This is a genomic window from Xiashengella succiniciproducens, from assembly GCF_023674465.1.
Lineage (GTDB): Bacteria > Bacteroidota > Bacteroidia > Bacteroidales > Marinilabiliaceae > Geofilum > Geofilum succiniciproducens.
Genome location: NZ_CP098400.1, coordinates 1,130,339 through 1,155,476 on the forward strand (window position 1 = coordinate 1,130,339; position 25,138 = coordinate 1,155,476).

Here is a 25,138-nt window from a genome sequence, read left to right on the forward strand (position 1 = left end):
AGACTAATTTGTCTGCAAAAATGTTTTTTATAACCCATTGCCGTGTTATTGAGAATACTAATCGAAAACGTTTATCTATATAACATTCTATCGATATCACTGCCTGCATACCAGCTACTCACAAGTAAACCACAGCGTAACCTTTACTTCCTGGCCCGAATAATCGGTGCCCGTCAGCGTTTTGGTGGTAGAGCCCGTAACATTGCCCTGACTGTCGAGACTCGAGTCAGTAATGGTATGCTCCAGTTTCTTTAGCGTGGACTGTGTATGGTAGGTTCCGGTTGTCTCGTAACTATGGGCCTTATCCGAGATATTGGATATCGGACCAGTAATAAAGTTGAACACGTCCTCAACTACCATGTGGTGCATTTCTTCTGTACGGCGGTAGGTATTGGCTGCATGGGGGACGTTCTCATAATCGTAGTAAGCCCCCCAGGATGAGGTCGTTTCAGTACTTTGCATGATTTCCATTCTACCAGTGATAAGGTTGTAGAAAATGCTCTGGCGCTTCTTCCATTCTTTGATAGTATTTGGCAAAGCCTTGCCATTTGTGATGTCAATACGCTCGTTAAATGAGGTTTCTATTACTACTGTAGAATCATTTAGCATACGCTTTGTACGGTTGTAATCGTTCAACTCCCAGGCATAGCTCAAAGTCAGGTTGCGCCAGATATCCATGCGTCCCGTTACAATAAAGGCTCCCTTACTGCCATCGTCGTAATGGTGGATTGCCTGGTCGCTGACGTTTGCGTACAGCAAGGCATCGATATTGATGACCGGTGTAGCGGTCAGTTTTATGTCCGCCGAAAAGTTGGCCGACAGGGCCACCACATCGGGGCACTTTTGGTTGACAAAGAGCAGGAGGGCCATGTGCTGAAAGTTTTTTTCGGCTTCCTCTGTGCGGGCATCCAGTATAACGGCGTAGTTGGTAGAGTCCGATAAGTCCTCAAAGACCATGCGTTTCGCCTCATGATCCCACCAGCCGTAATACACCATTTCCTCCGGGTTCTTTTCGTCCCGCCGCTCGTAGTTGACGACCAGACTGCGGTCGGCCGTCTGGTTGTGCAGCAGCACCACGCGTGAGGCGAGGTGCGGCACGGTAAATTGCAAGACCTCCTCCCTGGGTACATCGTCGCCAGAGGTGAAGAGCCAGGACGCATGGGTTGCGAAAGTGCCTTTGTTTTCGGAGCCTGCATTGCTAATCAGCGGGGTAAAAGGATTTCCGCCGGCGGTATTGATGATGGTGAAATTCTCGTTTTTACCCTCCAGCAGGTAGCGCACCCAGGCATCGTACTCCTTGCCAATGGTCGATCCCAGGTCGCTTTGTATTTGACTGTTGAGATAGGTCCGCCAGCTCCAATTGGTGATGATGCCCAGACTCAGCAGATGTTCTCTCAGTATTTTTGCCACGTTGAGCGGAGTCCCGTTTCGATAGCTGCGCATGTAGTGCAAAAAGGCACTCGAAGTATTGGCATCGGCCGAGTTGATGGTGAACTTTTCTGCCAGTGAAAACAGGCTCGCTGTCCCCGCATCCCACGAAGTCCCCAGCAAATCGTAAATGCTGAGACCGTTCTTTGTGCTCGTCAAAGCCCCCATCAGATTAAGTTCCGGCTCCGTATCCTCCATTTCATCTGCAGTCCACACCAGCCGGTCGGCCAGCGGCGCGTGTGCCTCGGCAAAGAAATAATTGCCGGCCACAACGTTAAAGTATCCATGTTGGGTATAATGCATATACTCGTGTGCCAGAGTCCTTCGCACATCATCGGTCTCATAGGCATAGGACGAGTTGAGGTAGAAATATCCTTCAGCGTAACCCGACATTGTGATGTAGCCTAAGGCATCCCCGGATCCTAAAATTCTATTAACAATGCCGGATCCGGTATCACCCACATAGACAATAAACTTGCGAAGGCCCATGTATGGCAATCCTGCTCCTTCAAAGGCATCCATGATCTCCTTCATGTAGTGGGCCACATCCTGAACCAGATAGGGAGTACCATCCTGATCGGGATCTGTGTTGCTGTCATGCCAGGGCTTTGTCCCACCTTTGGCGATATTGAGTAAATAATAGGCATGGTATTGGCCATCTTCCTTAGAGTGAGGTTTATAACGGTAAATAACCTTCACACGGTCGTTCTCAAAGCTATGCGTGTAAGACCCGTGTTGTATTTCCCACCAGCCTAGCTTCGTAAGGTGGAAGGTTTTAAAGTACAGCTCATTCTTACCCATTATTAAGCCCCCCTCATTATAGGCTTCCCATTTTTGCTCAGCTTCATTAAAGAATACCGGACGGTAATTGGGAATATCTTTGTCATCAATGCCCTCAACGTCGATATTCTTCAGTTTTATTTCCAGGGGTAAGGTAAATACAGAGCCAAAGCTAACAGTAAGGTCATATACCGAGCCCATCCGGTGGCCCTCAGGGGCTGCCGGAGGATTCTCCAGCTTAGTAATCACCAGCCGGAAATCACCCTGGGATAATCCTTTTGGTAAAGTCACTTCAATACTGTCCACCTCCACAGTAAAATCCTCAAGGTCTACATTAACTATTTCATCAAAGAGGGTTTGTCCCAAAGATGAGACCTTCAAAGGCGTTCCATACAAGGGATCGCAATTATTCTCCTCAAGCACACAACGATACCAGGCTGTAGTCATCGGTTCCAGCACCAGTTGCGTACTACTGTAGCTGACGACATTGACTGCCAGGTCGTTTTGGCTCATCTGCCCGTCTATACGATACCAGGTGGTACCATCTACAGAAGCCTCCCAGGCTATGTCGCCCCTTGTGCTGAAAGGAGGCACCAGAACCACCCTGCGGTCATTAAGGCTGGCATTGGGAATCTGCTGTAGATCCAGTACCACGCTTTCGGGGTAGCTTGCTTCGAGTTGCTCCTGCTCTGTCATTGGCAGCACTGTAATAGCTTGGGTGTTCAAATAGTTTAACAATGGGGATCTCTCCGGATTCCCCTGAAATTCCCAATCGTACCTTGGTGCCTCGTCATTGAAAATCTTGCAGTAGTATCGTTGGGCTTTGTCACCTTCAGACATCTCAATTGTCAGTACAGGACTCTCGTTTTTGAAAAAGTCCTCGTTGTGGAAAGTATAATCCCATTGTTCAGGATACTTCATCCAGTAATAACGGTTTCCCGGATGGTCCATACCCGTAAGCTCCCTGATGTCGATGTGGATGCTTTCTCCCGCCGGTACCTTAAAAAGACTGTCGCGCAACAAAACCTCTTTTTGGTTGCCCAGCCCTTGCTGGTAGGCATCCCCTTCCGGGATGTTTTCATAGCGCAGTCGGTTCCAGCCCATAAACAGGGTGTGGTCGCCCTGCAAAAAGGCAAGGGGAATGTTGTCGCTGAGTTCGTTGTTGTTGAGTTTCAGCAGCGCAGGGACCCTAAAGCCATCAACGCCCGCGGGCAGTCGTTCAATGCGGTTGTGGCTGAGGTCCAACTCTTCCAGCTTACGCAAGTTGCACAGCTCTTCGGGAAAGACCGTAAGGCGGTTGTGCGACAGATTCAGCACCCTTAAGTCTCGCCAGGCCCCAAAGTTAGTGGGTAGGGTCGCAATAGCATTATTGGCCGCCTGCAGTATCTTGAGTCCACTCAGTTGCTGCAAGCCCTCCGGGAGACTTGTAAGTTGGTTGTTGTTCAGGTTGATGTTTGTAAGGCCTTGTAATTGCCCAATTTCATCGGGCAGACTGCTGAATTGGTTGTCCTGAAAAGGCAGGCGAGATAGTCGGCTCAGCGCCCCCAGTTCGGGTGGAATGGCACCCTCCAGCAGGTTGTTTTGCAAATCAAGCACCAGCAGCTCCCGGCAGTTGCCCAGCGAAGCCGGAATTTCTCCACTGAAACGGTTGTTTGCCAAATGGAGTCCGATCAACCCGGTCAGTTCGCCCAGCGACTCAGGAAGCGGCCCCTCCAGCCGATTGCCGTCCAGGTAAATGCTTTGTAAAGCACTGAGTCGCCCAATGTCTATGGGCAGTCCACCTTCTATTCCACATGAGGATATAGTAAGGGAACGTAGTTTGCTTAGATTTGTAATTGATGTGGGCAGCGTCCCACTCAAGTTGTTATCATACAAATAGATCTCGCGCAGATTGCCAAGTTGTCCCAATGCCTCCGGTAAAGGCCCTTCCAGCAGGTGCGAAATGTCGATGCTTTCCAGCTTTTGCAGCTGCACGAGCTTTTCCGACAACTGTCCTTTTAGCGTGCTGCCGTACACTGCATCCAGGGTCAGCTCCCGCAACTGTGGTAAATCGTACAGCGCATCCGGCAGTGTGCCGTGTAATTTTCCGGTGACATATAGGGTGCGCAATTCGCTGAGTTGGCCGAGTTCCTCAGGCAGGTAGCCCTCAAAGGGATCGTTGTAACGGTCAATTTTAAGGCCCACCACCCGTCCGTTCATCACCAGTACCCCCGGCCACCTAATCACAGGCAATTGGAGGTCCCAGTCCAAGGCTCCCCCAAAAGCTTCGTTGATAGCCAAGAGAGCCAGAGAATCAGTCTCGTTGACAGTAATGGGCTCAGGAGATAAATAAACGGCCTGAGCAACGTTGGCAAAGAATTCCTTATTTCCGGTAAGTATAGTGTCGCTACTTAAAAGATCAAAGTAACCGTTGTAGGCGCCTCCCCAGCCAAAGTTCACGTGAAAACGTCCATCGCTGTCCATTCCGTCCACAACCACGGCATGATATGCACTCTTGCCAGGTATTACAACATATATTGGTCGTTCCTGCTCCAGTTCATTTTGCATGTACCACGATTGGGTGCTGCTCATATGCATATGGTAGCCAAAATTGTTTTGCATTACCCATTCGTAATTGGGACGCCCGGGTGCACTACCGATCATCTCATATGACAAGCAATATTGCATTTCCATTGCTATACCCAACTGAAGTGACAAGGCTTCATAGTCATCCTCTGTCATAGTATTCCAGTCGTAGTAGCTGTTTTCCATATCGGTACATAGTTGCCCTATGACCGGATGGTTATAGCAGTGAGAGCCCTTACCTTTTGCCGGGTATTGATGGTAAGCCATTATTTGTAAGAAAGCCGTAGCCGCACAGCCTGTAGCACAGTTTCCTGTTTCAGGATGCAGAAACTGGTTGAGTGCTATACCACGTTGATCCAACATTGGTGCGATAGGTGTGTATGAGCTGCCCGACTTGAGTAGGGCATGAGACTGGCTTATCGGAATCTCCTCGTACCAGCTTAATATCGCAACAAGTGCCTCAGGTGCCTGGTAGTAATTGAATTTCCCATTGTCAACATAGCCCACAACCTTATGTTGCTCATCATCTCCGGCAATAAGTACAAATCCATTATTCTCACTTTCAAATACAGCGACGCGTGTTGTAACCTCTCCTGTACTTTCGTACTTAAGATAGACGTCAGAGGCTGATTTTAACGAGCTGCTGGATTGCAGAAAATCTTGTGCAGTTTGCATCCGGCTTTGCGCCAACATTGAAAAGGGGAGGATACACAGCAAAAGCGTTAGACATGTAATAGACAAGACGTTGTTAGCCCCTTTGGAGAAGTTCTGAGGGGTGTAAGTATTTGGAGTGGAATTTTCCATATCATAGAGATTTACATGATTAGGTTAAGGAAGCATGTGTTTCGATACATAATGCTTTTCACCGCACTTCTGCAAAATAAGATAGTTACCGGGAGACAGATTTAGCGGAATTTCGGTCTCTCCCGAAATTCGCGCGTGCATGAGGCGTTGCCCCAGCACATTCATCAGGTACACATCCATTGATCCTTCAAAGTCTCTCGGAGGGATAATTCGCAATTGCTGTCTTGATAGAATCAGACTGGCAACAGATGCTTCATCTTCAGGTAAAATGCCGCCTTTAATTCCGCTTACGTTAATTGGCACCTTCACTGAGCAATTGTTTTCGTCAGTGACATGTAAGTAATAATTCTTCCCGGCTTTTGGTTGCAGCAAAAAGGTCTCTTCCTGTTTGAGGACAGTTTCGTCTTCCAGCCAGGAGTAGGAATATGGGGCAGTACCCCCAATTATATCGTATCCCAATATCCCAATTGCAGATGCAATATTGGTTGGCAGGGCTTCATCAAACAAGACCTCCACGCTAAGAGGTAGTTCTGCCTGTTGGGGCAGAGGCATTCTAACGACAGTCTGTGCATCAAGCTTGTTAAGAAGGCCCAGCAGTTCAATCAAAAAGTAGATGTAAAGCTGTTTCATGATTTGGAATTTTTGTCATTAAAAGGCCAGCACTATACGAAAGCCTGTTTTATCACATCTGAAACATTCCGGCTCATCGGGGTGCCCTGAGTTCCCCCAGCACCCGTCGTAGCAACCGGGTACAATAGGGTAGCGATAGCGTATATAGCAGGTTCCCAGACCAAACAGCTCCTGTTCAGAAAAGTCACCACCACGTGTTATCTTGTGTGTGCCTGTAGCTGGTCCTGTCGGATCGCTTACACCATCTTCCATTTGGTATGGCGCTATATACCAGTCGCTGCACCATTCACTTACATTACCACTCATATCGTAGAGACCAAGTGCATTTGGCATCAATTGACCCACCTCCTGTTTGTCGTCACAATTGCGGTAGTTCCATGCCACATCGTTGAGTGTGTTACTGCCGGAATAGATAAAGCCCTCTTTGTATTTCCCACCACCTGCAGCATATTCCCATTCTGCCTCAGTAGGCAGGCGGAAGTTTATCTCTGTTTGCCTCCTTAGTTCAGGAAAGAATATTTCATTTACAAGAGTCCAGCTTACGCCGCTAACAGGATGATTAGGGCGATCATACTCCATATGGCCTTCAAAATCCTCCAGGTCATCGTATGGCAGAGAGCCTGTAACAGCCTCCCAAAGGGCATTAGTAGTCTCTGTAGTTGCCATATAGAAGCTGCTTACATTGACCGAGGTACGGTACCGGGATTCAGGAAGATCCGAATCCCCCATCAGGAAGTTGCCGCCTTCTACAAGGACGAAGTCCGCCTGAATACCATCGATTGTAAGTCTGAGTTGTGGAGCTCCACTCTGATCGATTGTCATTATGTGGGTTTTGTTACCCGATTTGAATGTTATCGTGCCACTGCGAGGAATGAAATCATTTTTAGCAAATCCGGCAATAAGTCCCATTTTTCCAGCTTCACCTTCATAACTGGCAAGTTTGATCCAATCAGCACTGGCAGTGGCTGTCCATCCGGGTTCGGTTTCAAGTATTAGTAATATTGCATCCTTGCGATAACCAAGTTCCAGAGTTGAACTATTTTGGTAACTGTCACCGCCAAAGCGAATTATTAGTGTTTGTGAAGGACCAGTTGGCCCCGGATCATCGGGATCGTCGGGGACTTCCACAACAGGTTTGTCCTTGGGCTTCTCAGAGGATTTGCTGCAAGAGGCTATACCAATCAGTCCAAGAAGTAGGAATGGCAGGAGTAACCGTATTTTCATAGGTAAGGCATTTGGTATTTATAATAATACGAAATTATTCACCTAAAGTTGCATTTGGTTGAAGCTCAATTTTATGCCCAAAAAAGACACTTGTCTCATTCGTAATATTTATGTTGATTAATATCAGAATCTTGCTGCTAAGCACATCACAAAACTTTCACACATTTCCTAAATCTGCCGGCATGGATGATATTCAATAATATAGCCGTCTCGTCATGTACTGAGGTAAGAAAGATGAACTTCTGTCGATAAAAATCGAATAATAACCTGCCTGAAATTTTCTCTTTCAGAAATGACTCCTGGTGTAACACATTAGTTAACACACTAGTGTCCCGTTAAAGAATTTTTGACTCCCTGTAATTCACAGAAGCATAGAGTTTTATGCACCCTTTTCGGTTTCAACGATTTGAAATTGTATTTTCAATTTTCAATCCGAAGACCGATTAGGCTATGCATACCGGAAAAACCGTCTTTTCTCAATTAATGACCATGCTTCCAGAGTATGAGTTTGACAAATGTGTAGCCCGTTATAAAGGCAATTATCGAGTTAGGAATTTCACTTGCCGTGATCATTTCTACGTTATGAGCTTTGCTCAATTAACCAGGCGGGAAAGCCTTCGGGATATTGAGAACTGCCTGACCGCCTTCTCTTCAAAGCTCTACCATTGCGGAATCAAGCATGCCGTTCCCCGTAATACCTTAGCTAAGGCAAATGAGCTTAGAAACTGGCAGATTTACTCTGATTTAGCTCAAGTGCTTATTGGGATAGCGAGACCGTTGTACAAACATGATAAGGATTTTCATCTGGACGTGGACAACCTCGTATATGCGTTCGATAGTTCGACCATCAGTTTATGTTTGAATCTTTGTCCCTGGGCTAATTTCCGTGAACATAAGGGGGGCGTAAAAATGCATACACTTTTAGATATGCGCGGTCAAATACCAGTATTTGTGCATCTTACGGACGCTTCTGTTCATGATGTGAAAGCACTGGATAAACTCTATGTTGAACCTGCAGCTATCTACGTCATGGATAAAGGCTATCTCGACTTTTTCCGATTGTTTAATCTGGTTCATCAAAAAAGAGCCTACTTTGTAACAAGAGCCAAAGACAACATGGCTTATAAAGTGCTAGGAGTTAATGAAGTTGACAATCAGACTGGGGTTATTAGTGATGAGTATATTAAGCTTAAGGGCTATAAGTCATCAAAAGAATATCCAGAGAAAATAAGAATGGTTGTTTATGAGGATTTCTCCACCAGTACGGTTTACCGTTTCATTACCAACAATTTTGAACTCCCATCTTTAACTATATCCGAACTTTATCGGGAAAGATGGAGCGTAGAACTATTCTTTAAATGGATCAAACAGCATCTCAAAATAAAGTCCTTTTATGGGACCTCTCGAAACGCCGTTTACTCTCAGATATGGATTGCCATTTGCACCTATCTTCTCATTGCTATAGCAAAGAAAAAAATGCGTATAGAACAATCCTTATATACATTCTCTAAACTTTGGGCTTAACTCTTTTTGAGAAAATACCTATAAATGAGATATTTAACAAAGTTGACGCAACAAAAACTAAGAGCAACTATCCTATGTTATTCAGTCCCAGCGACTTTTAACGGGACAGCAGTGAAGATTTCTACCAAGGCACGGCATATCACCAGGTCTTGCTCCACCTGTTCGTTGGTTTGCCAGGGCACCTGACTAGCCCATTCTGTTATGTATGCCTGTGGTATCATTCGTCAATCTCTATTTCTGTGTTTACGATTACTTTCCATCTTTCGTCTGATGCAAAACCTTTGGCCGGAGCTGAGGCTTTCAGCGGTATCCGAAACAATGGGGCATTGTTATTTTGCAAGGCCATGTATAAGGCATTGGCCAGCGGCTGATTGTCAAATACTTTATCCAGCAAATAGCCCAAACGCTGCAAGGCAGTTACAGGAACATGCTGCAGCAGATTGGCATCAAATGCATTAGGTTGAATACTTTCGGCTAATTCAGCCAAAACGGTGGCCACCCTGTTGATGCCACCTACCCGTTTGGCGTATTGTATCAGATCGGTGGCTGTTAGGGCAGGGTTTGAAATTTTTAAGTATCCGGCCTCGGTTTTTCGGGTGTCTAATAGTGTTGCCGGTATTTCTTTTTTGCTGATGTAGTTCAGCTTCAGCCCTTTTTTCTGCATAGGCCGCAGCACAGGAAAACCGGTAACCACAAAGAACTCCTGTGGCTGCTGGTGCGATGCTCCATGATAGGCGGCTGCGTTTAACAAAGCCAGGTAATAAGACCGGTCCAATTCCTTCATAAACGCATCTAAAAACAAGGTGGGGGGAAGGATTCCCTTTGACCTGTATTGGGGCGGTATGATGAGGTAATACCCTTTGTGGATGGAAATAATCTGCTCTTTATCTACCAGCCTTTTCAAGGCAAACTTATTGGCCGTATCTGACTGCTCAGGAAAATCCGCACGGAACTGGTGCAGAGCAAAAGCATATTTACCCTTTGCAAGCAGGTGGTTTACCCAATCTTCTGCACTTTTATATTGCCTTGAATCTTCCAAGAGAGTAATTTTTTGCGAAAGGTAGTGAAATCCGCTACCTTTCGCAAATGTTTTCTCTTTTTTCCCTTTGTTCGATTTTAGGGGGATTATGGGTTTTCAGGATTTTGAGGAAACGGAGGAACCTAAGGGCGGTTAGCCCTTAGCTTCCCTTAAATCCTGAGTTTCCTTAGCATTGGGATTCAGGTAATGGGGATCACCAGTAAAAACCTGTGGAATTAAACTCTGTATCAAGCATTATTGTATTGTCTTTTCAACCTTGGCGTTGTAGCTTTAGTACCAACGAACAAGACCACTATGAATGCTTACATTGAATTAGCCAAGCTGATGCTCCCAGAGGAGATCAGCAAATCGTTCAGTTTAGTGAAAGTCGAAGAGGAAAAGGTTGAGCAGGACAAACGTCTTCACCTCTATCTGGAAGAACTAAACATCCCTCCGGACCATGTTGATGTGCTTAAGCCAAATGGTTTTTATCCTGAATCCTTAATGGGAGATTTTCCTATACGAGACAGGCAGGCAGTGCTTCACTTACGCCGACGGCGATGGCTTGATGCTCGAGGCCAGAGCGTTTCACGAGATTGGAGCCTGATATGTAAGGGCACCCGCTACTCCAATGAGTTTGCGGCTTTTTTAAAAGAATTTGTTGGATAAACACCCCATAACAGGGCGATCTCTTGAGCGTTATTATCCTATACAGGGCGACCAATTTGAGCGGGCCTACAAAGAGCATTTAAGTGGTTTTTCTGAGTGGTCTGATGCTGAACATGCGCAATCATGGCTTCTATTTCCTGAGAATATGGGAGCCTCTCTCAGTATCGATGAAACATCACTTTCCAGAGGAGAGCTCTACACGATAATATCAAACAAGAGTGCTCGCGGGCGCAAAGGCACCATCGTTGCTATTGTTAAAGGAACGAAGATAAACGATGTTGTTAAAGTAGTAAAGACACTCCCGTTTGAAACGCGCCTGCTGGTTAAAGAGGTCACAATGGACTTTTCTGACAGCATGCATGCCATTGTAGAAAAGTGCTTTCCGGATGCCATAATAACGCTGGATCGCTTTCATGTTCAGCAGTTATGTAATGAGGCTATGCAGGAGACCAGGCTGCAAATAAAGCGTGAGGCGCGCAAAATGGAAATTGAGAATCGAGAGCAGCACAAAATGAAGTTGCATCGGAGAATGGTCAGCAGAAAGAAAAATAAGGTTAGTAACCGTGGCAGGAAACCTAATCGCAAGAATGAAGCCTATAAACCCGAATACCTTGAAAATGGAGACACCTTATGTGAATTGGTTACACGCAGCAGATACCTTCTTATGACCTCTGCCGACAACTGGACCGAGACTCAAAAGCTAAGAGCTGAGCTTCTATTTAAGTACTTTCCAAAACTGAGAACCGCCTATAGCCTGACACACTCCTTACGCATGATCTTTTCCAACAAGATGGCAACAAAGGAGTCGGCGGCAGAGGCACTAAAGAAGTGGTATAACAAAGTGACTGATTTTGAAAATGACGCATTCAATACGGTTTCAGCAACAATCTATCAAAGAGAAAAGGAGATCTTGAACTACTTTGTTAACCGGTCAACCAATGCATCAGCAGAATCCCTTAATGCGAAAATCAAACACTTTAGGACCCAACTTAGAGGAGTCATTGATGTTAACTTCTTTCTCTACAGGTTAACTCTAATTTATGCATGAGCTAAACACATGTTTTTGCGGGTGATCCTATTTTTATCCTCTTCTAGCAAATACTTTTTTAGAGTTATGTCACTTTTATAAGTTATAACTTTATTTGCAAAAACATTACTGTCCCATTAAAATCTAAAAAAGTTCTTTGAAATATTTGAAATTTAGTTAATTACAGAGGTTTTTAGAGCGAACGGACTTGAATTTTTAGTTTTGCATCAGATAAATCTGAATGCATATGTATCAAGACAAATACGTTTTCGCTCAACTGGTCTCGTTTCTAAATCGAAGCAAATTCAATCGTATTGTTGCCAAATACAATGGAGACAAATACGTGAAGCATTTCACTTGTTGGAATCAATTGCTTTCTTTGATGTTCGGGCAATTGTCAAATCGTGAAAGTCTTAGAGATTTGATTGTCGCACTTGATGCTCATCACTCCAAATCTTATCATCTGGGCTTGGGCAAGAATATATCAAAATCATCTCTGGCCAGAGCCAATCAAGACAGAGACTATCACATCTTTGAAGAGTATGCTTACTATCTGGTAAACGAAGCCAGACAGAAACGAGTTGCTGACATCTTCAAAATTGAAGGCAATGTCTATGCTTTTGATTCAACGACGATTGACTTGTGCCTTTCCGTATTCTGGTGGGCGAAGTTTCGTAAGAAAAAAGGCGGAATCAAAGTGCATACATTATATGATGTGGAGACACAGATACCAGCATTTTTCCATATCACGGAAGCTTCTGTTCACGACTCTACTGCAATGAAAGAAATCCCTTATGAATCAGGCTCATATTACATATTTGACCGTGCATATAATCACTTCAAAATGTTGTTTAAGATTCATCAGATAGGAGCTTTCTATGTTTTAAGAGCCAAAAAGAATCTACAATGCAAGATGATAAAATGGAAACGAAGATTGCCCAAGAACGTACTTTCAGACGTAACAATTGAATTGACAGGTTTTTATCCTAAACAATACTATCCAGAACATCTTAGATTGGTCAGATATTGGGATGAAGAACAAAAGCGTGAGCTTGTATTCTTAACCAATGCGATGCACATTTCTGCACTTCAAGTTGCTGACCTTTACAAGAACCGCTGGCAAGTCGAGCTTTTCTTCAAGTGGCTAAAGCAACATCTAAAAGTCAAGAAATTCTGGGGAACTACTGAAAATGCTGTTCGAATTCAAATCTACGCCGCGATGTGCACTTATTGCTTGGTGGCAATCGTCCAAAAAGACATGCAACTTGACAGAAGTACATATGAGGTTTTGCAGATACTGAGTATTTCTTTAACAGATAAAACTCATCTTCGAGACCTATTTGAGAGAACTAAATTTCAAAATGATAAAGAACGTTTTAGGCTTAGTGAGCCAAATTTGTTTAATTTTTAATACCGTCCCAATTTTAATGGGACACTAGTGTTGCAAAAAGAATAAGAAAAGCTGATAGTAATATTGAAAAAATAAATATAGTCCAAATTAAAAGATGATTGTATCTAATACTAAATCCGAAAACTCTTCCAGATATATAGACAGCAATCAAAAGCAACGAGCAAATAAGAAGATAATAAAATACCTTCCAACCAAACTCCTTTCTAAAAATCTCTACTATTCTTTCGGAATTATACTTTGAGTTTATACTTCCAATCTCATTAATTGCTAGAGGAAAGGCCATAGCAAAAATAGCTATAACCAAAGGGATACAAATCTGTAAAATTTCCAAACTACTTCCCTCCTCTAACTATATACATACTAAACTCCTTGCATATCCTCTTTTCTTGATAATACTCGGCAAAATCCAGCATTCCACCAGTTCGTTGCCAAATATCTAAGCCTCGACCTAGTGAGATAGTCCATCCATTATCCAGAGAAATACTGCGATCATGAATGCTTTCATCAAACTCGTATGTGAAATTTACATCCATATCCATTAGAGAATCATGCAAGTCATCAAACGTATCAATCATTTCTGGTATTTTATCATCTGAATTGAATGTTTTAAGGTGGATAGCAATCAATTCTTCATCCACTCTTTTTGAAATGATTAAACGTATCAATTCCATTAAATTTCGTACTTGGTATGGCATTCGGATGTAAGGGTCTACTATTGTAACTTGATGAACTCCAACTAGATATTCGCCGAATAATTTATCATAACTAACATTCGATTGATTCTCTCTTATGGTTACTGTTTTAGGAGCTAAATCAATTACTTTTAAATGTGTACTGATAGGGGTAGTAATTTCATCGATACTTTCTTTCGTTTCCACAATTGAATTTTCTGAAAGTATTAAATGTTTACCGTATTCCAGTTCTTCCAAGGTCTGAATATACGTTACTTTACTATCAGCATCTTCATAACTAAATGTTACAGGATCTTCATTAAAAGTTTCATCCATTTTAATCAATTGATCCTTAACTCGCTTACGACATTCTATCGCAAAATCAAGAATCAGTTTGACATCTTCTTTGCTCACATTTAAATCCGGATGAAGAATTTTAATTAAACCAGAAAACGTTTTTTCAATACCTACTTTATCACGTGTGGTTATAGAATTAGAAAGAGTGAAATACTGTTGGTATAATTTACTATAATCCTCTTTTCTTAGTGCTTTAAGTACTTCTGCTATGTAATCAACAATAAATCCGAAATCTGAAGTAAATAATTCATTTCTTAACTTCGAAACCTCCCAACCTGGGATGTAGGCATGAATACGATCTAAGAATGCCGTATCTTGATAATCCTTTGGTAAAGCATCGAATAGGTGACTATGCTTCATCATATAACTTACCGAATGGTCTGTATTCCCTACGAAAACCATGGAAGCCTCTGCTTGATATACATCTGTCCCCCTAGAAAATGATTTATTGGCCATGTAGTTTTTCATGATATCGACCAAGCCACGATCTACTTTTTTCGATTTCCCTGCAAATTCATCATAAGCAATGACGTCCCAATAACCAACTAAACCAATATTACCATTGGAGTTATTAACAAATAACTTTGCTTTTGATACTTCACCTCCAGAAATTAAAATACCATGAGGTGATAACTCTGAATAGATATGAGACTTTCCTGTCCCTTTTGGACCTAATTCAATTAAATTATAATTGTTTTCCGTAAATGGAATTAAGCGAGCTAACTGAATAAGTTTAGATCTTGTAGAAAATTCCTCTGGATTAAGACCTATGGATTGCATCAATAAATCCATCCATTCGGTTGTAGAAAATTGACTACGTACCTCTTTATAATATTGAATATCTACATTAGAAATTTGAATAGGCTTTACACTCTCAATAATCCAAGGTGGTGTATTTCTTTCTTCAACAGCTAAATACGCTACATTGATTAAAGACCAAACTCCTTCGGTTAAAATCTTCGGATTGTCTTTAACAATTTGATCTGCAATAGGAATATTATTTAGCCCTAAATTACTAAAACGAGCTTCGTAGCGATCTGCCTTATCATTTAGTTTAACCGAAATTTTATCGATGATTCTATGATTACCTTTTTCACGAATCACTGATTTGATCACTTCCGCTTCATCACGATGAACAAAGTGATTAGAAATGATGGACTTTACTTTTTCAATCCCGTGTTTAATGATTTCTTCATCGTTGGTAGAACAATGTTGTCCTAAAAGATATTCTAATACATAAGACGGAACTACGGCATTACCTTTCAGTAATTTCGTTAAATCTTTTCGAACGACTTTACCTTCGAAATGTTCGATTGTTTTTTTATCAAGTTCTTTCATTAGAATTCATCAATTTCGGTTAATGTATTGATCTTAATTAAATCATTAATGATAGGATTTAAACGGTCTAAATCTTTCGTGTTATACGCTTTTAAATAGGCTGTTTGGGTACTAGAACCCAAGGCATTTAAATCCAGTTTGAACTCAAACATGCGTTCAGAAGGTTGTTCACTTACCGCTTCTAACTTTATCTCCACTTCATTTGAGATTAGATGATTGTCCAGGTCGTATAGAGCAAAGAGTACACTAGTGCCTTTGTACTTATCACCCACCGCTTGATCTTGTAATATTTTGAATTTAGCAGAACTTGTTGCCATCGATCTTACTTGATCCAAACGAGTAAAAGTGACCTCTTCGAATTTTGTATTTCTTTGTCTAGATAGTTGAATTACCGGAACAATTAATTCTTGTAAGGAAGCACCTCCATGCACAAATTGCACTCCAAAACCACCTAATTTACGGAAGCGATTGATACCTTTTGGTAAAAGGACTGCTGCTTCTGTTTGTATATTGGTTGTGTTTTCTAAAGGTACTGTAAATAGATCTTTCGACTTTTGCTTGTCTAAGGTTATACAAAAGCGTGTATGTTCTTTTAAACAATTAGTTACTGATGGAAATACTTGTCTCGAATTTTCTTTTATCTCATTGTAATTGAACAAGAAACCATGATCTGCCGTCACATAAATGTTGTATATATTTAAGCTGCTGTAAAGTTTCTTAATCAATAATTTTAATTGATCCACACACTGCTCTGCTGCTTCAAAGGTATAATACTCAGAACTGCGTTTGTCTCCAATATTATCCATCCAGTTATGATAAATATACACCAAACGAGCCGGTTTCAAAATCTCTCTTTGCCCTACAACACCTAACCGCATAAAACTTGCATAATCTAAAACCAGCGCATTAGGTTCCACTTGTTGCAATATCTTTTCTCTGTTCGTGCTATTTGTTTTAATTCCATTAATTGCATAATCAATGGAATTCTCTCCCACTATCGCTTCAATACCATTGTTCGGTAATAGATTGGACATTCCTAAATTGGTGTACGAAGGAATAGAAGCAACTATTGCCTCAAGATCAATCGCATTTGTAGCATCTACTTTTAATTCGTTGATTAAATCTTTTGCGAGTTCAAATCTAAATCCATCGGAGATGATGACCACTTTTTTATTTGGATTTACAGCAACGAAATCCTTATAGAAATTGTACTGCTTTTTTATTTTTGTCGCGTTTAAATTGAAATCATTTTCGGCTAAAATCTTCATCCATGCTTGATTGATTTCAATTAAAAATTGATCGTAATTTTTATTTAACTCTTGAAAAACTTCCGTAAAATCTTTAGCCTCTTTTTCCTTTTCTATGTGTTGATATGCTGTATACGCATGTCTGTAGTAGCCATCTAGTTTATAAAGTTCCTGTTGGTATTTTTGAATATAATCTTCAATAAAATTAAAATCGAAATCGCTGTAATTCCTACGTAAGCGATAATACAACGCCGTATATTTTATAAAATCAATTTCTTGATCAAAATCTTCATTAACTTCATTATTCACCTGCCAATCTTTTAGTGTTTCCACTACTTGATTAGGATTGTCTTTGATGTCAGCCAGCAATTTTTTGATTTCATGCTGCATAATTTGCTGGGTTTTGATACCAAAAGTTAGTGTACCATCATAGGCTTCTACAATTTTAGTTTCATCAATACCTTTACCCAGATTTAACATTACCTCTTCTAATTGAGCCCCTTTCGTTTTATCGTCGCTCCATTCCTTAAAGAAAACATCAATTTTAGATAAGGTTACATCGTCTGTAATCTTCAGTTGCTTGTATGGATCTTTTGAACTGGCTTCTTTACTATTTTTAGTAATGATATTGTACTTCAATTTTAAGAATAGCGATTGTAGTGCATTGGCACTTACTTCTTCTAGCTGTATATGTGTACAATTGTAAACGATTTCTGTAATAACATCAGTAAGCTTTTCTCTTGTAATTGCTTTCCATTGTTTGTCCCATTGCTCTTCCGATTGGTTAAGCAATTCAAATAAACCAATGAGGTTAAAGGTATCATTTGCTATTTTCTTTTCATTTAGAATTAAAGAAAGAATAGCATTTTTGAATTTATATTCATTAAATGGTTTTGCTGTTAAAACAGGCAATAGCTTGGTTTGATATTTTGCTGCTTTCACAAAACGTTTGTATTGTAAAATTAGCGGAGCATGCGCATGATGAATGGCATATTTTGATAGAATATCCGCTGACTCGTCTACAATTAATTCTTGATTGGCATATAATAAATCCGCCAAAGGGTATTCCTTTATCGAGTACTTTGATGGTCTAGCAAACGGATGATACAACAGGAATTTAGATCCAGGATGAAGTATTTCTATTTCATATTTTACTTTAAAGTAGTTGTTGTTTACTTCCAACACTTTAAAATCAGGTTCATCTATAGCCAAAACTTCTTCTCTATATTCTTGTTCCGGATCAAAGAACAATAATATAGGCGTGGTAATTTCTTTAAACTTATTGCGTATTTTATCTATTATCATTTCATTTCTTTTATTAATTCACCTGCTATTTGCTGTGCCAATGTTGGCTCTACTTGAAACATCTCCGCATATTGCTTCCAGTTTTTTACTAAATCTAGTGCTTGATCGATGATTTTTTCTGGATTGCGAATCGAGTTTTGTTCGGCAATACTTATTAAATCTTTGCGTTCAAAGTTTTTGCGTTTTCCGTTGATACTCAAGTTGTGCTGGCTCACCCATACACTATCTGGACGATAGGCAAAACAAATATCATAAGCAGGTGCTAATTTCCATTTTCCTTGCGTATCCATTAAGAATGCAAAGTTTTTGGTGTGATCGTCACAATTGCGTGCTACGACATTAAACACCATACGTTTATACATTTGTTCTGCCTCTGCATAAGATAAGCGCAATAAACGCATCGTCTGAAACACTTGTTCATAGCTGTAGGACGTGATATTAGCAAAATCGTAATGCTGTAAGGCACATAACGTTTGGCTATGTACTTTTTGATTGCCACCTATACGATCAAAACGTTTGGTCATAAAATGCACCCGATTGTTTTCTTCAACCAATCGAGATTCCATCATGTCGATCCCAAAATCTGTAGCCATTTTGTAATACGCCATTTCTACACGACCATAACCTTTAGAAATTCCAAATTGCACATCGCTGATTTCATCAAATTTGATTAACCAATGCTCGAATCCCTCTTGAGCTAAGGTTTGGCCCGATTTGATTTTACCTGTTTTTTCGTTGTAGGCAATGATTGCTTTTGGGCGCGCTCCACCGGCAGAAGTTCCCATCTTTAGTACATCCAACATGACATCTTCCATGTTGTGTTGGGTACTAATGTGTAGTTCTTCTTTTTTTTCTAATAACGCTTTGGTAGTTTCTATTAAATCCGATAATTCCAAATCGTAAGAATTTGATTCCTTGCCTGTAACCGGCTCAAATTCTAAGGCGCCCATTCCTCTTTTTCCGATGAAGCATAACAACTCTACCGGATTTAAACTATTCTCCGGACGACCTTGACGCGCTAACCATGCATTGATTAATTCTTTCCCATAACGATCGGGCAATGCATCGGCTAACAAGCCAGGCAATCCTTTAAAAGTTTCGTTATCTCTAAATTCCGGAAAACTATAAATACGGTTTTTGTTGGGCATTTTAATGGGGGCAATCGGAAGCTCCTCTAACTTGAATTGAGGATCATACTCAAAACTTGCTAATCCTCTATTGGAATCCCAAGCTACAGCCCCTACACGTTTCCCATATATATTCACAAATGCGGTTGTTACCATCCTAAATCTGAATTGTCTTGTTGTGGGTTAGGTGCTTTTGATGCTCTTTGTCGTTTTTGCTTTTCGCCTTTAGCTAAGGCTATTGGACTCAATTCTTCCTGCACATCAAAGCTGTTTAGTACATATAAAGCATTTAGGATACGTAAGATTTTGATGAGATTACTCAACGAAATATTTTCACCACGCTCTAGCAAGCTTAAAGTGGTGCGGCTGATAGCCGCTTGTTGTGCTAACTCACCTTGCGTAAGATTTTCCTTAATACGTGTTTGCTGCACAAAAAAACCTATTTTTTGTAAAATAGCTTTATCTGATAAAGCAGCAATGTCTATTATATTGTTCATAAAGCATAAATAAAACTATTAATGAATTGTATTCTGTACAATAAAAAATATAATTTTTATTCTATAGCTAATGTACAAAAAAAAACGCATAAACCAAATATAATTCAGTTTATGCGTTATATATTGTTCATTAAAACGACTTACTTAATTACCGCAACTACACCTTCAAACTTAGCATAGTTCACCTTAACGCCATCGTCAAGGTCGAATGTGATTTGCTGGTTGGCAACTTCTTTTAGCTTTTGCTCGTATTCTTTTAGCTCTGAAATTTGTTTGGCTAAATTTTCATAGGCCTTGAATTCTTGCTTGGTTAAGTTCGCCTCGTTGGCATGCATTTCCTCATACTTTCCTTTTACGTACTCGATGTGCGGATGCAAATAGTTACGTAAAATTTTCTGTACGGTGTACGCATCCATGCGGTGCATGTACACTAACACACGGAAAGCTGATTTTTGTGGTGATTTTGGATTAGAACAGAATAACCAATAGATCGGTTTTTTCTTGTACATGGTTCCCGAAATATGGTACGCCCAAAACTGCTCGCACATCCATTTTTCATAATCCATGCCTAAACATTGGTTGATGAAGTTGAGGTTTTCGGTATGGGATGCATCGCCCCAAATGCGGTGGATGATATCATCTACCCGTTTTACCGCATCGTCTGGGAAGGCACAAGTGCTACCCATGATCGGAATAATCGCATCTTCATCGATTTCCATTTGGAAAGGTAAAGCGACATTATCTACTGGGTACGGTGCCAATTCTTCATCCGTTGGATTCGGATGCGCGATATGCAAGCCTTTACGCCCTAAACGGTAACGACCTAATAAAGTACCTACGAGATAAGATAAAAACTGCTGCATCACTACATTAGCCTGAATAGGCAGTACTACCTTTTCGCCTGCTCTGAAGGCTGGCTCTAACGCTTCTAAATCCTCGGCTTTGAGCTCGTCTTGTAAGATGGTAATGTCTTTTAGAGCTACTTCTGGCGTTAGCTCGTCTTGTAGACCATAGATATCGATAAAAATACGGTTGAGTTCTTCTTCGTTGGTGTGCAATTGAAAGAAATCTTGGCTCACTTCTGCTACCCAAGCTTCATAAGCCGCTTTCAACGAAACACTTCCCTTACCACTATTCCCTAATCCCTTTTCCCTGTCTACAAATCCCTTATCACTCTCCACTACTCCCTGTTCCCTAATCCCTAACAAAGGACTTTGCTCAAAATCCCAAGAGATTTCGCGAGAATCCCAGTCTTTTTTGGAAATGGAATAACAATTTTCAGTTATTTCACTGATATTAGTATTAAGAATATTATCATCTAAAGGTATATTTTGTACATCAATAGATTGGTAATTCATTGTGGGATTAAAAATATCTAAAATTTTTTGGCATAAATTTGAATTAACTAATGCTAAATATGAATATTTTTGCTTATCATTTTCAAAAATTGCAGGTGATCCAGCTACATCCCATAAAAAACCTTTAGGTAAAATTCTCGCATTAAATTTTCCTGTTGTAATAAAAGACCAGGTAAAACCTTCCTTAAAATAAAGATGTTGCAAAGTTGTTTTTGATCTATTAAATTCAGTTTTTCTATTCCAATTAACAAAATATTCTAAATTTCCATACCATTTTCTAAAATTTCCCCCTTTTGAATATGGAATCCAATTCTTATTTTCAGAAAAATCAGAAATGTTGATTAAATCTAAATTAATTTTATTTCTTGATAATTCATGCCATAATTTTAAGAATATGTCATTCTTACCTGTTGTAATACCTGTTATTATTTGTCCTTTATCCCCTAATTTATTTTTACCTATATTGAGCGATTTATACAAAAAAAAATAAAAGATAGCTTGCTTATAACCTTGATAATGTGTATTTTAGAGGTATTAAAATAAAAAAACAACACTTCACCATTTAGGTGCACAAGACTATCTTTTATGAGTACGAAGATAACAAAAATCGGCATTACAACCAATAAAATTTCTGGTCGTGGAGGGCTCCCTTTATTTCTTCGCTACACTGAGCAAATTGGCTTATATGGGCTAATATCGCGTAATGTTTCTTCTCTGCTTACTGGAAACAGCAAAGGCTTGCAGCTTCAACAGTTTGTAAAACAGATTGTTGCATTTTTTATAGATGGCACAAATATGGCCATAAGCAGTTTTGATCAAAGTAAAAAGGATGAAGGATATGCATGTTTGCTTGAATGCAAGACCGACCAATTGGCCTCTTCTCACCAGGTCAAACGTTTTTTTGGGAAGCTGTCCGTTATTTCAAACTCGGTATTCAATAAGATACTTAATGAACTGTTTATCTGGAGGCTTCACATATCCAAACCCAAAGTTATAGAACTGGGCATTGACACCATGGTTTTGGATAATGACGATGCTGCGAAACGCGAAGGTTGCGAGGTCACTTACAAGCGTAAGAAAGGGTTTCAGCCACTTCATATATGCTGGGGCTCGTTTCTGATAGACGTGACCTTTAGAAAAGGAAGTGCTCATTCCAATCATGGATCAGATTACACCGACAGGGTACGCTCTATAGTAAATCTGATACGCAAGAGATACTCCAAAGAAGTCCCTATTGTGGTGTGCGCCGATAGTGGGTTTGCGGATCAGAAAGCGTACGAGATATTCGAGCAAGAGCTTAATATACATTACATTACAACAGGAAAATTGTACAATGATGTTACTGAATATGTAAAGGCTTTACCCATTGACACTTTGGGCAAAATCACTAAAAATAAAGCAGTCTGGCAATTTGCGGAATTTGCCAGCAAGTTGAAATCCTGGTCCAAGTTTCGTCGTTGCTTTTTTACCAGATTGCACCGGGATGATACCGGGCAGTACGTAATGGAATTTGGTAAGCCTGACAGCGTCATCTATACCAATATCGGGAACTGTCCTGTCGCTGACAAAAGGCTTCGGGCATCCGGTGGAGATGAGTGGTTTAAAGCTGATACCATCATACGAAAATCACACCAAAGAGGAGCCGACGAGTTGATACATCGTAGCATTAAAGAGCTTGCTACCAGAGAACAACTTCCTTTTAAATCCTTTGGAATGAACAGAGCCTATTATTTTATGCTGGTAGTTACACACTTTATTTTCGAAGCATACAAACAAGATGTTACCGCAGAGGTTATTCCGGTAACCGTATATCCTAATACATTCAGAAGAAAGCTTATTGATTTTGCTGTCAAGATAACCTCAAGGGCAAGGAGTATTGTCCTGAATGTCACCAGAGTAATTTATGAAACGATAAATATTGAAGAGTTATGGGAACGGTGTCAGTCACCGCCGAAAATTCAGTTTGCATAAGGCAGAACAACATACCTCAGGATTGTAAACCCGTAGTGGTAATGGGAGACTTATGTCCAGACCCATAGAAAATGCGATAAAGTTCGGTTTGAGTGAAAAACAGAACTGAATTTTCGTTGAAAAAGTACACGAAAGAAGCCTACCTCTGAGAAAATTTCCGTTTTTTTGAAATCAAGTGAGACGACGGGGGCAGGTGAAATTACGAATCGCTCAATTTAGGTTTTATTAAAAATTTTTATTATATTCTTACTCACCCAATACGCAATCGGGCTACCTGGTATTTTATCAAAATTGGTTTGTGGGATGTTGGGGTAAAAATTAGTACCTTTTAAAAATTGTTCTTCTTTCTCGTTATTGGATTTGTAATCCACCAAACGATAGTAAGAACCTTTGGCGTTTTGAGGTGTTCTATTTTCTAACACAAAAGCCGTAGACTGTACCACTTCACCCGATAATTCTTCAAATGTACGTGGACCCAAGTGCAACATACTTTGTATGGTCTGGTTTAAAAGTAAGTGTGTTCTGTAATTCTCAAAAGAAGACAAGAACATCCAAGAGTGTTGGTTGATCATCCCCATCAATCCATTTGAACGGTTCAATGCCAAACACACCTCCATAAATACAGCAAATAAATCCGCCTTAGTCATCGGATACTGTGCATTTACATAATCCTTTAATTGCGCATTCATAGATTTTTGCCCCATATACGGCGGGTTTGCTACTACAGCGGCGTATTTTTTAGAAAGCACTAAAGCTACTTCGGTATAGCTTTTTAGTTTGTACCAAACTCCAATTTCTTCTATATCCAATGTTCCTTGTTTGTCTTTGTTGCTCCACGCATAGTATTGCGCTATTAAAACCTCGCGAGCTGTATCGCTTAAGCTAATTTTTAAAGCCGAACCAATGTTTTTTCCTTCGCGTAAGGCCTCAAATGCTTTGTACACCTCTTGTACGTGTTGGTTTTGCGTAAACAAGGCTACTTCTTCCGACGTAAAGCCTATACTTTCTGGGAAAGCATAGATATGCGGTATCACATCCAATGGGTTGTTCATCAACTCCATCGCTTGGCTGATATCTACTTGCTGTAGCTGTTGTGCTGCTTTGAGCAATACTGCAAAACGTGCCAATTGCATGGCTCTATCGTCAATATCCAAACCATACAAATTGTTTTTCAAGATGCTTTCAATCGCATTTTTAGCCGTATAGCCTTGTTCTCGGTACATTTTGTACAACCACTCAAAACCTACTACTAAAATATGCCCCGATCCACAGGCCGGATCAATCAACGTTAATTGTTCGATATCGTCAATTAAAGCACCTTTGCCTTCGGTTTCATTTTCCACCAAATACTTCATTTGGTCTTTTAAATCCGAATCTTCTTCAAAATCCAGATAGATTTTACCCACGGTATTTTCTACCATGTAGTTTACTATCCATTTTGGTGTAAAGATTTGGGTAGCAGCAGGAATATCTTCAGGACGTGCTTTTTTATTCGCTTTAAAACCTTTGAAGACCTCGTCTTTTTTGTCAGAAATGTAAAACTGATACAACCAACCGATCAATTCTACTTCTTTGAAATCTTCTTCGGCAATTTCGGTATTCAACGCTAACAAAAAGCCATCAATACTCAACAAATTTTGAGGAATCAACAATTCGGTATAATCGTTCACTCGCCCAAACACCTGATTGAGCAACGGATGAGTATTACAAAAATTGATCAACAGTATAGAAAATGCGGTTTCTTCATCATTCTCTAACAAAGCCTTTTTTAAATTGGCTTTTAAGGTAGAATGCGTTACTGTATGGTTCCCAGCTTTGGCATTTTGCAGAGCAATCGGACTTTGTGTACCATCGGCAAATTGTAAAAAGGGTTCGATGAAACCATTTTCTTCTAATACTTTGATGGCAACCAAACGGTTGAACCAGGTATAAGCCGCCTCTTCAGCAACATCTTTAAAAGCTTCTTTGTTTGAAGTTATTTTTTCTTTCAGGCGTTGCCATTTGGGTATTACGGTTGTGTCATTATATGGTTCGCCACGATGAACATATCCCCCTTGCGTTGCTGTCGGTTCATTTTCTACTTCTCCTTTTTGAGAAAAGCCCCAATATAGTATTTGCTTCGCCACAGCATCCACTAACTGGATGCGCGCAGCTTTTGCAAACGATTTTAATGCGTTTGTATTCATG

The 25,138-nt window shown here is 40.6% G+C and carries 14 protein-coding genes and 1 pseudogene; 5 read left to right on the forward strand and 10 right to left on the reverse strand.

What is annotated here, in order from left to right; all coding sequences use genetic code 11:
- Positions 1 to 114 precede the first annotated feature (114 nt).
- From M9189_RS04755 to M9189_RS04765, 3 genes are read right to left on the reverse strand one after another with little or no spacing between them, the layout of a single operon-like run.
- Positions 115 to 5,577: a C10 family peptidase gene (locus tag M9189_RS04755; protein ID WP_250725036.1), complete on the reverse strand. Its 5,463-nt coding sequence runs from the start codon at positions 5,575 to 5,577 to the stop codon at positions 115 to 117.
- Positions 5,578 to 5,601: 24 nt separating this feature from the next.
- Entirely contained in the window at positions 5,602 to 6,207 is a 606-nt protein-coding gene (locus M9189_RS04760; protein WP_250725037.1) for a hypothetical protein, read from the reverse strand.
- Positions 6,208 to 6,225: 18 nt separating this feature from the next.
- Positions 6,226 to 7,431 carry an SUMF1/EgtB/PvdO family nonheme iron enzyme gene (locus M9189_RS04765; protein ID WP_250725038.1) on the reverse strand — a complete coding sequence of 402 codons (1,206 nt, stop codon included), beginning with the start codon at positions 7,429 to 7,431 and terminating at the stop codon, positions 6,226 to 6,228.
- Positions 7,432 to 7,881: 450 nt separating this feature from the next.
- On the opposite strand from M9189_RS04765, the pseudogene M9189_RS04770 reads away from it, so the two are divergent.
- Positions 7,882 to 9,056: pseudogene (locus tag M9189_RS04770) on the forward strand (IS4 family transposase).
- Positions 9,057 to 9,172: 116 nt separating this feature from the next.
- Here the strand turns inward: M9189_RS04770 and M9189_RS04775 are convergent.
- The gene (locus tag M9189_RS04775; RefSeq protein WP_250725039.1) at positions 9,173 to 9,994 is read right to left on the reverse strand and encodes a type IV toxin-antitoxin system AbiEi family antitoxin domain-containing protein; all 822 of its coding nucleotides are present in this window, start codon (positions 9,992 to 9,994) and stop codon (positions 9,173 to 9,175) included.
- 294 nt (positions 9,995 to 10,288) lie between these two features.
- On the opposite strand from M9189_RS04775, the gene M9189_RS04780 reads away from it, so the two are divergent.
- From M9189_RS04780 to M9189_RS04790, 3 genes are all read left to right on the forward strand, one after another.
- Positions 10,289 to 10,642: an ISAon1 family transposase N-terminal region protein gene (locus M9189_RS04780; protein ID WP_088656172.1), complete on the forward strand. Its 354-nt coding sequence runs from the start codon at positions 10,289 to 10,291 to the stop codon at positions 10,640 to 10,642.
- Positions 10,635 to 11,690, forward strand: coding sequence for a transposase (locus tag M9189_RS04785; protein WP_250723317.1), 1,056 nt, complete (start codon positions 10,635 to 10,637; stop codon positions 11,688 to 11,690). The genes M9189_RS04780 and M9189_RS04785 overlap by 8 nt, the downstream gene beginning before the upstream one ends.
- Positions 11,691 to 11,916: 226 nt before the next feature.
- A complete protein-coding gene (locus tag M9189_RS04790) occupies positions 11,917 to 13,080 on the forward strand; it encodes an IS4 family transposase (RefSeq protein ID WP_250723552.1) in 1,164 nt (387 codons plus the stop codon).
- Positions 13,081 to 13,412: 332 nt separating this feature from the next.
- On the opposite strand, the gene brxL is transcribed toward M9189_RS04790, so the two are convergent.
- The 5 genes from brxL to M9189_RS04815 all read right to left on the reverse strand — a co-directional run bounded on the left by brxL (position 13,413) and on the right by M9189_RS04815 (position 21,460).
- On the reverse strand, positions 13,413 to 15,446 hold the full coding sequence (gene brxL / locus M9189_RS04795) for a BREX system Lon protease-like protein BrxL (RefSeq protein WP_250725040.1): 2,034 nt from the start codon (positions 15,444 to 15,446) through the stop codon (positions 13,413 to 13,415).
- Positions 15,446 to 17,998, reverse strand: coding sequence for a BREX-1 system phosphatase PglZ type A (pglZ, locus tag M9189_RS04800; protein ID WP_250725041.1), 2,553 nt, complete (start codon positions 17,996 to 17,998; stop codon positions 15,446 to 15,448). The genes brxL and pglZ overlap by 1 nt, the downstream gene beginning before the upstream one ends.
- Positions 17,995 to 19,281, reverse strand: coding sequence for a type II toxin-antitoxin system HipA family toxin (locus M9189_RS04805; RefSeq protein ID WP_250725042.1), 1,287 nt, complete (start codon positions 19,279 to 19,281; stop codon positions 17,995 to 17,997). The genes pglZ and M9189_RS04805 overlap by 4 nt, the downstream gene beginning before the upstream one ends.
- Positions 19,275 to 19,622 carry a helix-turn-helix transcriptional regulator gene (locus M9189_RS04810; protein WP_250725043.1) on the reverse strand — a complete coding sequence of 116 codons (348 nt, stop codon included), beginning with the start codon at positions 19,620 to 19,622 and terminating at the stop codon, positions 19,275 to 19,277. The genes M9189_RS04805 and M9189_RS04810 overlap by 7 nt, the downstream gene beginning before the upstream one ends.
- Before the next feature lie 140 nt (positions 19,623 to 19,762).
- Positions 19,763 to 21,460 carry a BREX-1 system adenine-specific DNA-methyltransferase PglX gene (locus tag M9189_RS04815; RefSeq protein ID WP_250725044.1) on the reverse strand — a complete coding sequence of 566 codons (1,698 nt, stop codon included), beginning with the start codon at positions 21,458 to 21,460 and terminating at the stop codon, positions 19,763 to 19,765.
- A gap of 105 nt (positions 21,461 to 21,565) precedes the next feature.
- On the opposite strand from M9189_RS04815, the gene M9189_RS04820 reads away from it, so the two are divergent.
- Positions 21,566 to 22,951: an IS1380 family transposase gene (locus tag M9189_RS04820; RefSeq protein WP_250722148.1), complete on the forward strand. Its 1,386-nt coding sequence runs from the start codon at positions 21,566 to 21,568 to the stop codon at positions 22,949 to 22,951.
- Positions 22,952 to 23,166: 215 nt separating this feature from the next.
- On the opposite strand, the gene pglX is transcribed toward M9189_RS04820, so the two are convergent.
- Positions 23,167 to 25,137, reverse strand: coding sequence for a BREX-1 system adenine-specific DNA-methyltransferase PglX (gene pglX, locus M9189_RS04825; RefSeq protein WP_250725045.1), 1,971 nt, complete (start codon positions 25,135 to 25,137; stop codon positions 23,167 to 23,169).
- Position 25,138: the final 1 nt, after the last annotated feature.